Here is a 17,564-nt window from a genome sequence, read left to right as displayed (position 1 = left end):
TCTCAATATTGTTCACTATATCACGTTAAAGTGCGAAAATCAACATATATAACTTTATATTAGAAATATATAGATGTTATTTATCTTATTGTGCAAATTTGACCGAATTACTTGTATTGTATGCACAATTTTAGTAAAATATATCCATAGGGTTTGGGGGGAATCTAAAAATTCTTCATTATATTTCCCAACATAATTTAAGACTTGGAGGAGCAAGAGATGAAAGTTTACACTAGTGACAAAATACGCAACGTCGTACTCTTAGGTCATGGGGGTGCCGGAAAGACTTCACTCGCTGAAGCAATGGCATACCTCTCCGGAATAACTTCCCGAATGGGTAAGGTATCTGACGGAAATACAGTCAGTGACTTTGATAAAGAGGAACAGAAGCGTCAGTTCTCTATCAGCACAACAAACATTGCAATGGAGTGGGATAACCATAAGATCAATGTTTTGGATGCACCCGGTTTCTTTGATTTCGTTGGTGAAGTTCAGGAGGCTATGAGTGTTGCTGATGCAGCTATTATAGTTGTTTCCGGTAAGGCAGGAGTTGAAGTAGGAACTGAGAGAGCATGGGATCTGTGTGAGAAATATGGAATTCCGCGTATGTTCTTTGTATCCGACATGGATATTGACGATGCTTCCTACAGACAGGTTGTACAGGATCTTACTGATAAATATGGTAAGAAGATAGCACCCTTCAATCTTCCCACTCGTGAGAATGAGAAGTTTGTTGGTTATGTAAATGTAATTCAGGAAAAAGGCTTCCGTTGGGAAGGTAAAGAGGCTATAGAGTGTGAAGTTCCTGAGTACAATAAGGAATATCTGCAGCAGTACCGTGATACACTCATGGAGGCAGTTGCCGAGACCAGTGAAGAATTTATGGACAGATACTTTAGTGGTGATACATTCTCAGAGCAGGAGATCAGATCTGCACTTAGAAATAATGTTTGTGACGGTTCAATTGTTCCTATAGAGATGGGTTCAAGCATTCTTGCACAGGGTGTTTACACGCTTCTTGATGATATAATTAAATATATGCCAGCTCCGGAGAACCGCAAGATGGCAGGTATTAACCTTAAGACAAATGAAATATTCGAAGCTAATTTTGATTTTGCAAAGCCCAAGACAGCTTTTGTGTTTAAGACAATGATGGATCCTTTCATTGGCAAATATTCAATGATCAAAGTCCGCTCAGGTGTATTAAAGACAGATGATCTTATGTATGATTCCAACAAGGATGTAGAAGTAAAAATCGGTAAGATCTATGTAATGCAGGGCAATAAGACTATTGAAGTTCCTGAGCTTCATGCAGGTGACTTTGGAGCACTTCAAAAGCTGGATATATCAACAGGTGACACGCTTTCAACAAAGGCAAATCCCGTTCAGTATGCACCGATGGATATTTCACAGCCTTATACTTATATGAGATATAAGGCTCAGAATAAAGCTGATATTGATAAGATTGCTCAGTCTTTGGCTAAGCTTGCGGCAGAGGATGCAACCCTTAAGGTTGTGAATGATGCTGAAAATCATCAGTCACTTATATACGGAATGGGAGATATGCACCTTGAGATAGCTGTAAGTAAACTTCTTAACGAGTACAAGGTCGGTATTGACCTTGACAAGCCAAAGGTTGCTTTCAGAGAGACAATCCGCAAAAATTCAGATGTGGAATATAAATATAAGAAGCAGACCGGTGGTCATGGCCAGTATGGACATGTAAAGATGCGCTTTGAGCCTTCAGGCGATGATTCAAAGCCATATGTATTTGAGCAGGAAGTTGTAGGCGGAGCTGTTCCGAAGAATTATTTCCCTGCTGTTGAGAAGGGTATAGCAGAGGCTTCCCAGAGAGGACCTCTTGCAGCTTATCCTGTAGTTGGAGTAAAGGCTGTTTTGTATGATGGTTCATATCATCCGGTTGATTCTTCTGAAATGGCATTTAAAGTTGCAGCAAGCAATGCCTTCAAGAAGGGATTCATGGAGGCGACGCCTGTTCTTCTTGAGCCTATAGCTACTCTAAAGGTTACTGTTCCGGATAGCTTTACCGGTGATGTAATGGGTGACCTCAATAAGAGAAGAGGACGCGTTCTTGGAATGAATCCTACAGGGGATGGAAAACAGGTCATTGAGGCAGATATTCCTATGATGGAGCTTTATGGATATTGCACTACATTGAGATCCATGACAGGTGGTGCAGGTGATTATGAATATAGCTTTACCCGTTATGAGCAGGCACCCTCTGATATTCAGCAGAAGGAAGTTACTGCTCGAGCAGAGAAGGTTAAGGAGAATAGTGCTGAGGACTGATAACATTATTTTTTGAATTATATTCATAATTTAAGTAGTCGATACAGAGTCGGGATTTCGATATAAACGAAATCTCGGCTCTTTTCATTTTTATTTTATATTTTTTTCAAATTGTGCTTATATCTGTATGCTAGGATGAAGTTAATACTGTATGTCTTTTTATTTTATGAAATTACGATAATAACAATGTTTTTTATGAGGGGTAATATAATGCCACAATTTGGAATGCACATGGGGCTTAGGTATGACATAATCGGTGAATATGCCAGTCTTTTATTTGCTTTACTTCTTTTGATTTTTATGGCACTTACAAAACCTAAGAAGTCAAAAGCGTTTAAATACCTTGTTATAGGAGTGATAGTATCTGTTTTTGCTACGGCTGTGCAGATATTTATTGTTGAGGTAGCAAGCAATGTTGAGAAATATTATGACAGAACTTCGTTTACAGCTCTTCTCATAGTATTTTTGATGCTCTATATTGTGATCCTTATATTGATATTCAACTATGTAAGCCTTTTGAGCGAGAAAAGGATCAGGAAAAAATCAGTATTGGCATTTATTTACATTGCCATTTTGACTATTTATATTTCCGGGTTTGGCTATAACATTATAATGAAAAACCTGTATTTTGTAAGAACCGATGGCATTGATATAGGTCGCTTTACAAGGTTTTACTGTATTGCGGGACTAGCATGCACTATATGCTGCACATTGGCGTGTTTTTTGCGCAGAAGATACGTATCCAGAATAGTCATAAGAACATGTATTATTCTTGTTCCTATTGAAATTCTAATGCTGTTCATTCAAATTCTTGATAATCATGCTATTTTCACAGGGGCTACTTATGTTATGCCTCTTATTGTTATGTATCAGCTCTTCCATTCAAATCCATATGATGAAGATACTGGATGTCAGAATATTAGTGCTCTTGAAAGCAAATTCATTACAAATATCAGAAGGGGCAGGATTTTCTATGTGGCATATATTGATTTTCAGCAGCTGACAGATAGTTCACTTGCTCCTGATTATGAAAGTATTTCCGTTGAACTTGCGAGAGTATGCCGTGAAATAGAAAGGATATCAAATAAAATTCACCTTTATAGAGTGAATTTTGGCACCTTCCTGGCCCTCATAGAAACAAAAGAGCGTTCTGATGCTGAAAATTACGCGGAACATATGCGTGATGTTTTGGACAATTTCTATGAGAGAACAGAGGACAACATTCATTATTTCATAGGGATATGTGGAGACAGCAGAAGATTCAGGGCTGTAGGAAATAAGTGGACACAGCTTTTTATGTGGTATCTGAAAGAGCAGAAGATGCTGGATGGCGAAAATGTGTATTATTTCGCAAATGGAACAGACTTTAGGGAATTTGATGAAATATATAAGATTGAACAGGCACTTTTAGACATCAGAGCAAAAATGGATCCGGAGGATGAGCGGATACTCTGCTATGCACAGCCTATTTACAGTGTTAAGCAGGAAGAATTCAGGTCAGCTGAAGCATTGATGCGTCTGACAATCGATGGAAAGCTGATCAATCCGGATGCTTTCATTCATATTGCAGAAAAGAATAATTGTATTCATGCGCTTACAGTAATAATGATGCACAAGGTATGCAAAGCAATAGAGATACTATCAGCCGAATATGATTTTGATGCTGTCACGATAAATTGCTCAACAGCGGACTTTATGGACAAGACTTTTTATAAAGAGATAATGGATATTGTTCACAGCTACAAGATAGATCAAAAGATGATAAGGCTTGAACTTACCGAATCCATGATGGCTGAAAATTATGATGCAGTCAAACATAATATGGATATGCTCAACAGAGAAGGAATACAGCTGTATATGGATGACTTTGGAACAGGATATTCTAACCTTGAGAGAGTTGTTGACGTTCCGGTACAGACTATAAAGTTTGATAAGTCACTACTATATAAATCCATAAAGGATGACCGTGTCGATGACATTATCACGTATATGATCGAGTTCTTTAAAAAGAATGGATTTGTAACTTTGATAGAAGGTGTTGAGGATGAATCCCAGAAGAAATTCAGTATTGATAGAGGCTTTGACTATATTCAGGGCTACCATTATGCAAAGCCTTCGCCTATAGAAAACCTTGGAAAATATTTTAATAAAAAAGCCTGATCAGGCATTTTACGTCATTTTCTGCTCATTGAACTACGGTATCTCGCTTGAATATGGTACTTTAATATGTTAAAATTTTAAACTATATTTATGAAAAAAACGAGGTACCTCAAAATGTCAGAGTTATACAATCACAAAGAAGTTGAACAGAAATGGCAGAAAATCTGGGACGATGAGAATGCTTTTGCTGCCAGCAATGATTATTCCAAGCCCAAGTATTATGCACTTGTTGAGTTTCCGTATCCCTCAGGACAGGGACTTCATGTTGGTCATCCCCGTCCGTATACTGCACTTGATATTGTTGCACGTAAGCGCAGAATGCAGGGCTATAATGTTCTTTATCCCATGGGCTGGGATGCTTTCGGACTTCCTACCGAGAACTACGCGATTAAAAACCATATTCATCCCAAGATCGTAACAGCAAACAATGTTAAGAAGTTCAAGAGCCAGCTTCACTCTTTGGGTTATTCCTTTGACTGGAACAGAGAAATAAATACTACAGATCCGGATTACTATAAGTGGACTCAGTGGATATTCCTTAAGCTTTTCAAAGCAGGTCTTGCTTATAAAAAGGAGATGCCTATCAACTGGTGTACTTCATGTAAGGTTGGTCTTGCAAACGAGGAAGTTGTTAACGGTGTTTGTGAGCGCTGCGGTTCTGAGGTTGTTCGTAAGGTTAAGAGTGAGTGGATGCTGAAGATCACTGAATATGCTGATAAGCTTATTGATGGTCTTGACGGCGTTGACTATATTGAGCGTGTTAAGGTATCACAGAAAAACTGGATTGGCCGCTCCACAGGTGCAGAGGTTGACTTTGCAATCAAAGATACTGAGGATCACCTTACAGTATATACAACCCGTTGTGACACACTTTTTGGTGCAACATATATGGTTGTTTCTCCTGAGCATCCTTATCTTGATAAATATCAGGAGAGAATTAAAAACTGGGATGACATAATTGCTTATAGAGAAGCAGCTGCAAAGAAATCTGATTTTGAACGTTCAGAACTTGCTAAAGATAAGACAGGTGTCGAAATAGACGGACTTAAGGCAATCAATCCCGTAAATGGTAAAGAGATTCCAATCTGGGTTTCAGATTATGTACTTATGAGTTACGGAACCGGAGCTATTATGGCAGTTCCTGCACATGATGACAGAGACTGGGAGTTTGCAAAGAAGTTTAATCTTCCTATTATCCAGGTTGTTGCTAAAGATGGCGAAGAGGTTGATGTAAATGCAGCCGCATTTACAGATGTAGCAACAGGTGTGCTTATCAATTCAGACTTTATCAATGGACTTTCTGTAAAGGATGCCAAGGAAAAGATGATTTCCTTCCTTGAAGAAAAGAAGATTGGTCATGCACAGGTTAACTATAAGCTTCGCGACTGGGTATTTTCACGTCAGAGATATTGGGGAGAGCCTATTCCGATAGTTGAATGTGAAAAATGCGGATATGTTCCGATTGATGAATCAGAGCTTCCGCTTCTTCTTCCTGAGGTAGACAGCTACGAGCCTACAGATAATGGTGAGTCTCCGCTTGCAGCTATGACAGATTGGGTGAATACAACATGTCCTTGCTGTGGTGGACCTGCTAAGAGAGAAACAGATACTATGCCTCAGTGGGCTGGATCATCATGGTATTTCCTTAGATATACAGATCCTACCAATAAGGACGCTCTTGCAAGTAAGGAAGCTCTTAAGTATTGGCTTCCCGTTGATTGGTATAATGGAGGAATGGAGCATACTACTCTTCACCTTCTGTATTCAAGATTCTGGCATAAATTCCTGTTTGATCAGGGAGTTGTTCCTACGACAGAACCTTATCAGAAGCGTACAAGCCATGGAATGATTCTTGGTGAAAACGGCGAGAAGATGAGCAAGTCTCGTGGTAATGTCGTAAATCCTGATGATATCGTTGAGGATTACGGTGCAGATACACTTCGTACATACGAGATGTTCATCGGTGCATTTGATCTGGCTGCATCATGGTCTGAGGATGGAGTAAAGGGATGTCGTAGATTCCTTGAGAGAGTATGGAAGCTTCAGGATATTCTTGTTGACGGAGATGAGTACTCTGATGATCTCAAGGGAGAGATGCACAGAACAATCAAAAAGGTTTCAAGCGACTTCGAGAACCTTAAGTACAACACAGCTATTGCTGCCATGATGTCACTTATTAATGATTTTTATAAGAAGAACGCAGTTAATAAGGCTGAATATAAGACTCTTATCACCATGCTTAATCCGGTTGCTCCTCACATCACAGAGGAAATCTGGCAGAGAATCGGTGGTGAAGGAAGACTGTATCAGCAGTCATGGCCTGAATTTGATGAGGCGTTAACTGTTGAAAATACTATAGAGATCGCTGTTCAGGTAAATGGTAAGGTAAGGGCAACAATTTCTATTGGTAAGGATGATCCTAAGGACACAGTTCTTACAAAGGCTAAGGAAGCTATTTCCGGTAAATTTGACGGAAACATTATTAAAGAGATTTATGTTCCCGGCAAGATTGTCAATATTGTAATGAAATAAATATTTATTTGGGATTTTTGGGCTCATGTTCATTTTTGAACATGAGCCTTTTTTGCTAGTAAAATTCAGATATAACAACTTATCATAAATATTAAATTTTTGGAAAATCGTCAATATATTAATGCATTTTTCACATGATTTGCTAGAATTATGATAGTAGGTTTTCTTATTCGAGATAGGGGGCAAATTATGAGTATAAAGGGTCTTGTGAGTGTAGATGAAACAAAGATTCGCAATATGAGTGTTCGAGAAAAATTCAACTCGACTTTTAAACAGATCATAATTATGTTCTGTGTTGCTGTTGCGATATTGGCAGTTACAATTATTTCTGCATTGTTTTCCATACGTACTATTTATAAAAAATATTATGAGATGAATACGATACAGGCAGAGATAAGAATTGATGTCCAGGCGTTGTCCAAGGCTTTTCTATGGGCACTGTCATCACCTGATGAAGGAATTCGCCAGGAACAGCTTGGAAAAGCAATGGAAAAATTTGAAGAGTTTGATGGAAATCTTTCCAAGCTGGCTAAGGTTATGGGCGACAGCACAGCAATAAATCAGGTATCAGCAGATTTAAAAACTGTTGAGGCAAATGGTGTAACACTTGGTAACATGTTTAATGATGGATCTTCCTCGGAGGATATTTTTTACTACTTTAATGATACGCTTTATCCATCAATAGATGTTGCAGTAAAAGATTTTAAAAGTGTATCGTCCAGTTCTACTGAATCAGCTGAAAAAGCATACAAAAATGCTCTTATACTTGGCATAGTAATGAGTTGCCTTACTCTTATAATTGTAATTCTGGTTCTCATTTATATTATTGATGTTAAGAAAAAACTATCCAATTCTATTCTCGTTCCTGTTGAAGAAATATCAAAAGCAGCGGATGAGATGGCTAAGGGAAATCTCCATATCAACATTGAATATGAATCTGAAGATGAACTTGGAGTACTTGCAAAAGATCTCAGTAAATCCACCGGAGTTACAGAAAAGATTGTTACGGATATAAGAGATACTTTGAGAATGGTAGCTGACGGTGACTTTACACAGGGCACTTTACATCCGGAGCTTTATAAAGAAGATTATGCACCTATAAGTGAGGCATTAAATAATATTACTGATTCCTTGTCGGATACACTTTCGCACGTACGGGATTCCTCACATCATGTATCTGAAGGCGCGAGCGGAATGAGTAAAGGTGCATCAGATCTTGCGGAAGGCGCAACAGATCAGGCAGCTGCAGTTGAGGAACTTACCGCTTCTGTCAACACTGTTACTGAGCAGACCAAGACTATGGCTGAGACAGCAGAAAGATCAAGGCAGATGGCAGGAAGAGTTCGTGACGATGCAGATGCCAGTGCCAGAAAGATGCACCTTGTCACTGATGCTATGGTAAGAATCACAGAGGCATCAAATGAAATTGAGCAGGTTACGAATACTATAGAATCCATTGCAAAGCAGACCCAGCTCCTTGCACTTAACGCTTCAATAGAGGCTGCCAGAGCAGGAGAGTCAGGAAAAGGTTTTGCGGTTGTTGCAGATGAAATCAGTACACTTGCAAGTCAGAGTACTGAAGCGGCTAAGAATACGCATCAGCTTATTCAGGATACGATGGAAGAAATCAGGAATGGTAATGATGTGGTGGCAGAAACAACGGAAGCTCTCCAACAGATGCAGGCTTCTGTTGAAGAAATCACAGGCATGATTGCCGATACCGGTGAGATGGCTCAGCAGCAGGCTGCCAGCATGCTGGAAATCAATGAAGGTATTGATCAGATATCCACTGTTGTACAGAGTAATTCCGAAACAGCTCAGGAATCGAGCAATGTTTCTCAGTCACTTACACAGCAATCTGAGGATCTCAACAGGCTGATAAATCAGTTTAAGCTTAGATAACTTATAAGGTAAAAATTGTTTATCGATACAAAATGACAAATACAAAATAAATAGAAAAAATAAGGAATAAGGCCATGTATGCTTAATTAATATACATGGCCTTACTTTTTATTGCTTTATCACATTAAAGCGTTGACATATTCGGTATCATTGTATACAATAATGCAAACGAGTGATTTAATTATTTATAGACAATTTTTTATAGTTTTAGGGAGGAACCAAAATGCAGGATCAGACATTCCAAAACAGACCGGTAACAATGAATGAACATAACAATCTGCTACAGATTGAAGAGCATATGTATATTCTGGATGATGTGCAAAAGCCTAATGTTTTCAGAAATATGTTTCCTTATGATGAGGTTCCGAAGATTCCGTTTAATGATAGAATTGTTCCGCACAATATGCCTAAGGATATCTGGATAACTGATACAACCTTCAGAGATGGTCAGCAATCCAGAGCGCCATATTCAACAGAACAGATTGTACATATTTATGATAAGCTTCATGAGCTTGGTGGACCCAATGGAATGATCAGAGCCAGCGAGTTTTTCCTGTACAGTAAGAAGGACAGAGATGCTGTTTACAAGTGTATGGAGAGAGGCTATGAATTTCCTGAGGTTACAAGCTGGATCAGAGCTAGCAAAGAGGACTTTAAACTTGTAAAAGAGATTGGCATGAAGGAAACAGGTATATTGGTAAGCTGCTCTGATTATCACATTTTTCTTAAGCTAAAAATGACAAGAAAGCAGGCTCTTGAGCATTACCTTAGTGTTATTCGTGACTGCCTTGAGGAGGGTATTGCCTGCAGATGTCATCTGGAGGATATCACAAGAGCGGATATCTATGGATTCGTAGTTCCTTTCTGTGTAGAGCTGATGAAGCTTCGTGAGGAGTATGGCATTCCGATAAAAGTTCGTGCCTGTGATACTATGGGATATGGCGTTAATTTCTCAGGTGCTGTTATTCCAAGAAGTGTACAGGGGATTATTTATGCGCTTAATACAAATGCAGGAGTGCCTAGTGAACTTATAGAGTGGCATGGCCATAATGACTTTTATAAAGCTGTGACCAATTCAACTACAGCATGGCTTTATGGTTGCTCCGGTGTTAATGCATCCTTGTTCGGAATAGGAGAAAGAACAGGTAATACACCACTTGAAGCAATGGTATTTGAGTATGCGCAGCTTAAGGGTACATTAAATGGCATGAATACACAGGTTATCACAGAGCTTGCCCGTTATTACGAAAAAGAGCTTGGATACAGCATTCCTCCACAGACACCTTTTGTTGGTAAGAACTTTAATGTAACAAGAGCAGGAATTCATGCAGACGGTCTTCTTAAAAATGAGGAGATTTACAATATTTTTGATACAGATAAGTTCCTTGGAAGACCTCCGGTAAGTGCAGTTTCCAACACATCCGGCCTTGCAGGTATCGCTCATTGGATAAACGTTCATTATCACTTAAAGGGTGATGAGGCAATCGGCAAGGAACATAAGCTGGTTCTTTTACTTAAGGACTGGGTTGATGAAGAATATGAAAATGGACGTGTTACGGTAATGTATGACGAAGAGCTTACCAAGAAAATTGATGAGGTTTCCGGCCTGATTGGAATTAAAGTCTGTGATGGGAAAATCATTGAAGCAGAGTCATAACATACTTTAATGAATGAAGGCAAAAAGAGGGAAAAATAGAAGATATGGAAAAGAAGGATTTAAAGACTGAGGTCACTGATAAATATTCACTTCGTGGCAGAGTTTTTAACAGGATACGAGAAGATATTCTGAATGGCAAATATGCTGATTATGAAGAATTAAAAGAGGTTGCAATCGGAGAAGAACTCGGAGTGAGCAGGACACCTGTAAGAGAAGCACTTCGTCAGCTAGAGCTCGAAGGACTTGTTCAGATTATTCCCAACAAGGGTGCATATGTTGTTGGAATAAGTGCTAAGGATATCAGAGACATCTATATGATCAGATCGAAGCTTGAGGGACTTTGCGCAAGATGGGCATGTGAAAACATAACACCTCAGCAGATGGAGGATCTGGAAGAAATTGTATATCTTGCAGATTTTCATGAGAAAAAGGGTCACAACGATCAATTGGCTGAGCTTGATAACAGATTCCATACAACCTTGTATGAGTCCTGTGATTCAAAGATGTTGGAGCACATTTTGAAAGACTACCATCAGTATGTCTGGCAGATAAGACAAAAGACACTTGCCGGAAAAAGAGGCAAGGATTGCAACAATGAACATCGCATGATCATGGAAGCTATACGTGATAAGGATCCCGACAGAGCGGAAGAAATTGCCAATAGGCATATGCGCAGTGCATATGATAATATGGTAAAGAACGGTTTATTGGAATTATTTGAGAAAGCTTAAATATATTACTTTTAGGAGAGGAGAGAAAATGGCAAAAATACAGATGACTACACCCATTGTTGAGATGGACGGCGATGAGATGACAAGAATTCTCTGGAAGATGATCAAGGAGGAATTGATTGAGCCCTATATAGAGCTTAAGAGTGAGTACTATGACCTTGGTCTTAAATATCGTGACGAGACTGATGACAGAGTTACTATAGATAGTGCAATAGCTACAAAGAAATATGGAGTAGCTGTAAAGTGTGCTACAATTACTCCCAATGCCGCAAGAGTAGAGGAATATGATCTTAAAAAGATGTGGAAGAGTCCTAATGGTACAATTCGCGCAATGCTAGATGGTACGGTATTCAGAGCGCCAATCCTTGTTAAAGGAATTGAGCCTAATGTAAAGACATGGGAAAAACCTATTACACTTGCACGTCATGCCTATGGTGATGTTTATAAAAACGTTGAGATTGCTGTTCCCGGAGCCGGAAAGGCTGAGCTTGTTTTTACAGGCGAAGACGGCAAAGAGATAAGACAAACTATTCAGGAATTTGACGGACCCGGAATTATCCAGGGCATTCATAACAAGGATGCTTCTATTAAGAGCTTTGCAAAAGCATGCTTTGAATATGCTCTCTCAACAAAGCAGGATCTGTGGTTTGCCACAAAGGATACTATCAGTAAGACCTACGATGCAAGATTCCGTGAGATTTTTGATACAACCTTTGAAAAAGATTATAAGCTTCAGTTTGATGCTGCCGGAATCGAGTATTTCTACACACTCATAGATGATGCGGTTGCTCGTGTTATGAAGTCTAAGGGTGGATTCATTTGGGCATGCAAAAACTACGACGGAGATGTTATGAGTGATATGGTATCATCTGCATGTGGTTCTCTTGCTATGATGACATCTGTTTTGGTTTCACCTGAAGGAATATATGAGTATGAGGCTGCACACGGAACAGTTCAACGCCATTACTATAAATATCTAAAGGGTGAGGAGACATCTACCAACCCTGTTGCAACTATTTTTGCTTGGACAGGTGCTATGAAAAAGCGCGGAGAACTTGATGGAATTCAGGGACTTATTGACTGGGCAGATAATATGGAGAAGGCTACATTATCGACTATTGAAGGTGGACAAATGACTGGAGACCTTCTGCTGATTACCAGTAATCCGAATGCGAAGAAGCTTAATTCTGAGCAGTTTATAAAGGCTATAAGAGAGACCTACGAAGATATAACCAAATAATATCAGAAGGAGCTTTCACCTTAGAATTATTATCAGGGTGAAGCTCCTTTTTTTACAGAGTACTGATTGGGGGCTATCGTCGGGTGCCGGTCATTACCTTGAAAACACAGTTATAAAGCTATGTTTTACTTGTTGAATCGGGCATTTTTTGCTAAAATTAGTAGCGTTTGTATGAAATAAGTTATTATAGAGGAGAAAATGAAATGAGTGATGTAAAATTTGATCCGGTTACAGGAAAACCAATCACTAATGAACAAAATAGTGGTTACAAATTTGATCCTATGACCGGAAAGCCTATCAACCCGCAGCCTGCTCCAACAGAGGGACCTAGATTTGATCCTATGACAGGCAAACCTTTGGACAAACCCAAAAATGATGGCCCAAAGTTTGATCCATTTACCGGTAAGCCTATCGATCCAAATTCTGTACAGACATCTCAACCTACATATGGCTCACAGCCTTTGAATAATGTAGCTACCGGAGCTCAAAGTACATACGGAGCTCCGAACGCATACGGTGCCCAGAACACATATGGAGCCCAGAACACATATGGAGCCCAGAACACATATGGAGCTCAGAATGCATATGGAGCTCAGAACACATATGGAGCCCAGAATACATATGGATCACAGTCAGGTAACGGCACATATGGATATGATCCGGTTGCAATTGAGAAGGAACAGAATTCTCAGAATAAAAAAGTAGCTCTTATTGTGCTTGTACTTGTTATTGTTGCGTTTATTGGACTTGCAATATTTGGCGTTGTTAAGGCAACTAAGTTAATTAAGAACAGTGTTTCAAATAATCAGTCAGAGTTAACAACAGATAATGATGTAGTTAATAATACTCCTACAGATAATGAGCCTGTGGTGGAGGTACCTGCTCAGCCTGCAGAAGAGCCTGTTCAGGAACAACCGGTAGAAGAACCTGCAGAAGAACCGCTTCAGGAGCAACCGGTAGAAGAACCTGCAGAAGAACCGCTTCAGGAGCAGCCTGCTGAGGAACCTGCACAGGAACAGCCTGCAAATACAGTAGCAAGTTCTCCTGCTGATATTGATGCTAATGACCTTTTTACATTTGCTATCGGAGATAAATATTATCATGTACCTATGAAGGTAAGTGCCCTTCTTGATGAAGGTTGGACTTTTGATACAAATACTGATGCCACAAGGAAGCTTGGTGCCGGTGACAAGGATTATGTTTATCTCATATGTCCCCTTGGCGAATCCAGCAGTATTTCAGTGGATGTAAAGAATTTCAGCATGAATGCTCAGGAAATTAAAGATTGCTATATTACCACTATTACGCTTTATGATAATGATGTTAAGAAACTGGGTAATGATATAAGCATTCATTCAGGCCTTCTTAAGATTGGATCAAGCACAGAGGATGAGGTAAAGAGTATTCTTGGTGAGCCTAATGACGTATATGATTCATCAGTAAGTCATGCCTACTACTATTTTAAAGATAATGGAGACGACTCTGATACTAAGATTTCAATCTCTTTTGAAAATGGAGTGATTCAGTACATTGATTTCCGTAATGATACAGAGCCGGAGGATGTTGAGCAGGTAGAGGTAAGTTCAGATAAGCCTGCATATCTGAGCAATTATGTTGCGCCTTCAGCACTTGGAACTGATCCGTTCTCAGGTAATTTCCAGCTCGAAGATCAGGTATTTACACTTCCTGTTCCGCTTCAGACCATGCGAGATAGCGGATGGACTTATGACGTAGAGGATGAATATGTAGTAGGTGCCGGCGAGGGATATGTAATTACTCTTCATAAGGGTGATGATCTTTACATGACAACAACAGTATTTAACTATGATGAGAAAGCAACTTATCTTAAGAATACAATTGTTACCAGTGTAACTACAAATGCTGCCAGTCATTTCAAGAACAATATGCAATTGCCCGGTGGGCTTTATGCAGGTATGACTGAGGCAGATTTCCTTAAATGGTTAAATGCTAATAATATTAAAAATTATGAATATTCAGCCACAACAGAGATTTATAAAGTGCCATTTGATCAGACGGCAGATCCGGGCTATTGCGCTAACCGCTATTATGTGAATATTTCTGAGGGTATTGTTGATTCAATTGACATTACAAACTATGGCTGGCTTAGACAGTAATCGATAATAAAATAATGACACCAATAAAAAAAATGGAGCCTTAATTCAAAGGGCTCTATTTTTTTATGATAATTACGAAGCATATTGTAGAAAGTAATTATTTAGAAAGCATAGGAGCTAAAAGATGTCTGAAATTAAATTCATTGATAGGAATGGAACCTTTCAAATAGAAAATGCAGACTTATATAACAATCTGTATTTTCCTATTGCAAGTGAGTATGGCTTGAAGAGCTGCGTTACACCCACGCTTTCAGGTGATTCAAAAACAGATCAGAATCACTTTTTATTTGAGCCTATGAGCATTGAGAACCTGAACAATAATAGATTGACAAGAAATTTATGGTGTATTATAGATGGCCAAAAAATCTGGTCGGCAAGTGGTAATAGCGCAAACCAAAATGCGAAGCGTTTTCTTGATTCCAAAGAGACCTGTAAAGTGACAGCAGGCTTTATGTGGCACAGAATTACAAGAGAAAATAATGAATTTGATATTCAATCGGAAATAACTTCTTTTGTGCCTTACGATTTAAATACCGAAGTACATATCATAAGACTGTGCAACTCGGGAGAATCCTCTAAGGAGATTTCGTTTATACCTGCATTTCCAATTTATGGAAGAAGTGCAGACAATATCAGAGATCACAGGCATGTTACATCGCTTTTATTAAGGGCATTTGTATCAAAAAGAGGTGTAATAGACAGACCTACGCTGTCCTTTGACGAGAGAGGGCATCAGCTTGCTGATTCTATGTATTATGTTGAGGGTTATGACGAAAATGGAGAAAATCCGTTTGAGTTTTATCCTGTACTTGACGACTTTATTGGAAGAGGGACTCCGGATTGGCCTGAGATTGTAAATAATGCTGTCGTCATTGGAAATGAAATAATAGATGATGGAAATAAAGCAATAGCACCAGGCACCGAAAGTGTAGATGGTCAGGAGATTATCGGTGCTTTTAAATTCAAACCGTTTACTTTACAAAAAGGTGAGAGCAAAACCTTCGTTATTTATGCCGGAATTAGTAAAAATGATGATGAGTATGCGAGACATACAGCTCAGATAAATACACTGGAAAAGGTAAAAGAGAGTTTTGAAAAAACGCGCAACTATTGGTTGAGTAAGGTCAATATCAGAATATTAACGGGAGATTCGGATTTTGACAACTATATGAGATGGGTGGCTTTCCAGCCGGAGCTTAGAAGAATATACGGTTGCTCATTTCTTCCTCACCATGACTACGGAAAAGGAGGAAGAGGGTGGAGAGACCTGTGGCAGGATTGTCTGGCACTTCTTTTGATGGATCCTTCCGGCGTAAGACAGATGCTTCTGGGAAATTACTGCGGAGTGAGAATAGATGGAACAAATGCTACTATCATTGGCAGCAAAACAGGAGAATTTAAGGCAGATAGAAATTCCATTACAAGAGTATGGATGGATCACGGAGTGTGGCCTTTTATTACTACAAGGCTCTATATAGATCAGACTGGTGATGTGGAGCTTTTAAATGAGCAGTGCAGATATTTCAGTGACAAGCAGATACGTCGTGGTAAAGGTATATCAGAGTCATTTAACAGTGCGGACAACTGGTTAAGGAATAACAATGATCAGATGTATGAGGGGACTGTTTTGGAGCATATTCTCATTCAGAATCTTACTGCCTTTTGGGAAGTTGGAGAACATAATATATGCAAATTAAGAGACGCTGACTGGAATGATGCTCTGGATATGGCAGGTGACAGAGGAGAGAGTGTTGCATTTGCCAATGCTTATGCAGGGAATCTTCTGGGAATTGCAGATTTACTTGACAGCGGAAAGCTTAAGGATTCAGGCATTTCCATCTGTGAGGACTTGCAGATTCTTTTAAGGGATGATGAGGAATCGTATAACAATATTGAGCTTAAGGAAAAAGTATTAAACGATTATCTTTCAAATGTATCAGAATCTTTCCGCGGTAACAAAGTGATCGTTGATGCTTCAGAGCTTGCATGCAGCCTTAGAAATAAAGGCCTTTGGATCATAAAAAATATAAGAGAGAAAGAATGGATTGCAGATGGTGAAAATAGTGGCTGGTATAACAGCTATTACGACAATAACGGCAGAGCATTGGATCTTACAATTGAAGGCAAAAAAAATATGATGCTTACAGGCCAGGTATTTTCAATAATGTGCGGAACGGCTGACGAAACGCAGATTCACAAAATCTGTAAAAGTGCTGACAGACTCTTATATGATGAGAATTCTGGCGGATACAGACTTAATACTGATTTTGGTGAAGTAAAGACTGATATGGGGCGCATGTTTGGCTTTGCCTATGGCGAAAAAGAAAATGGTGCTGTATTTAGTCACATGGCGGTAATGTTTGCTAATGCACTTTACAAGAGAGGATATGCTAAAGAAGGTTATAAAGCTCTTAATTCTTTATATAACTCTTCAAAAGATTTCCATATTTCACAGATTTATCCCGGAATTCCGGAATATTTCGGAAGGGGAGGAAAAGGACTTTACAGTTACCTGACAGGAGCAGCCAGCTGGTATCTCATGACTGTTACTATGAATATGTTTGGAGTAAGCGGGCAATATGGTGATCTTACTGTAGCACCTGCACTTTTGAAATCGCAGTTTGATGATAAATGTAAATGCAGCATTGAAATGGAATATGCCTTTAGATCATTCAAAATTGATATCTGCAATCCTAAGGCTCTGGAATATGGCTCATATAGTATCAAGGGATGCAGACTTGATGGCCGGGAAATAGATATAAATAATGAGTGCGGGTGTGCAACAAACATAAGCATCCCAAAGGCATGTATAGATCAGCTGGATTCATGTGTGAGACATCTGATAGAAATCGAATTGGGATGAAAATATCCGGGTAAAGATCGGGAAGTCATGAATA

At 39.2% G+C, this 17,564-nt stretch carries 9 protein-coding genes; all 9 read left to right on the top strand.

The features are described 5' to 3' along the window. Nucleotides 1–219: 219 nt before the first annotated feature. Nucleotides 220–2,310 carry an elongation factor G gene (locus ACHCNF_RS02900; RefSeq protein WP_408071296.1) on the top strand — a complete coding sequence of 697 codons (2,091 nt, stop codon included), beginning with the start codon at nt 220–222 and terminating at the stop codon, nt 2,308–2,310. Nucleotides 2,311–2,520: 210 nt separating this feature from the next. Next, nucleotides 2,521–4,470, top strand: a complete 1,950-nt coding sequence (locus ACHCNF_RS02895) for an EAL domain-containing protein (protein ID WP_408071295.1) — start codon at nt 2,521–2,523, stop codon at nt 4,468–4,470. A gap of 114 nt (nt 4,471–4,584) precedes the next feature. Beyond that, nucleotides 4,585–7,002: a leucine--tRNA ligase gene (leuS, locus tag ACHCNF_RS02890; RefSeq protein ID WP_408071294.1), complete on the top strand. Its 2,418-nt coding sequence runs from the start codon at nt 4,585–4,587 to the stop codon at nt 7,000–7,002. Nucleotides 7,003–7,191: 189 nt separating this feature from the next. Next, nucleotides 7,192–8,904: a methyl-accepting chemotaxis protein gene (locus tag ACHCNF_RS02885; RefSeq protein WP_408071293.1), complete on the top strand. Its 1,713-nt coding sequence runs from the start codon at nt 7,192–7,194 to the stop codon at nt 8,902–8,904. A 223-nt stretch (nt 8,905–9,127) separates the two neighbouring features. Then, on the top strand, nt 9,128–10,561 hold the full coding sequence (locus tag ACHCNF_RS02880) for a hydroxymethylglutaryl-CoA lyase-like TIM-barrel protein (RefSeq protein WP_408071292.1): 1,434 nt from the start codon (nt 9,128–9,130) through the stop codon (nt 10,559–10,561). A 44-nt stretch (nt 10,562–10,605) separates the two neighbouring features. Further along, entirely contained in the window at nt 10,606–11,292 is a 687-nt protein-coding gene (locus ACHCNF_RS02875) for a GntR family transcriptional regulator (protein WP_408071291.1), read from the top strand. A gap of 28 nt (nt 11,293–11,320) precedes the next feature. Continuing rightward, complete coding sequence (locus ACHCNF_RS02870; protein WP_408071290.1) at nt 11,321–12,532, top strand: NADP-dependent isocitrate dehydrogenase; 1,212 nt, start codon at nt 11,321–11,323, stop codon at nt 12,530–12,532. A gap of 203 nt (nt 12,533–12,735) precedes the next feature. Continuing rightward, on the top strand, nt 12,736–14,667 hold the full coding sequence (locus tag ACHCNF_RS02865; RefSeq protein ID WP_408071289.1) for a hypothetical protein: 1,932 nt from the start codon (nt 12,736–12,738) through the stop codon (nt 14,665–14,667). A 124-nt stretch (nt 14,668–14,791) separates the two neighbouring features. Continuing rightward, the gene (locus ACHCNF_RS02860; protein WP_408071288.1) at nt 14,792–17,530 is read left to right on the top strand and encodes a GH36-type glycosyl hydrolase domain-containing protein; all 2,739 of its coding nucleotides are present in this window, start codon (nt 14,792–14,794) and stop codon (nt 17,528–17,530) included. Nucleotides 17,531–17,564 lie beyond the last annotated feature (34 nt).

It is taken from the genome of Butyrivibrio sp. NATIVEDY162 (assembly GCF_045999815.1).
Lineage (GTDB): Bacteria > Bacillota > Clostridia > Lachnospirales > Lachnospiraceae > Butyrivibrio.
The sequence above is the reverse complement of the archived record's forward strand: the minus strand, read 5'-3'. Positions and strand labels throughout refer to the sequence as shown.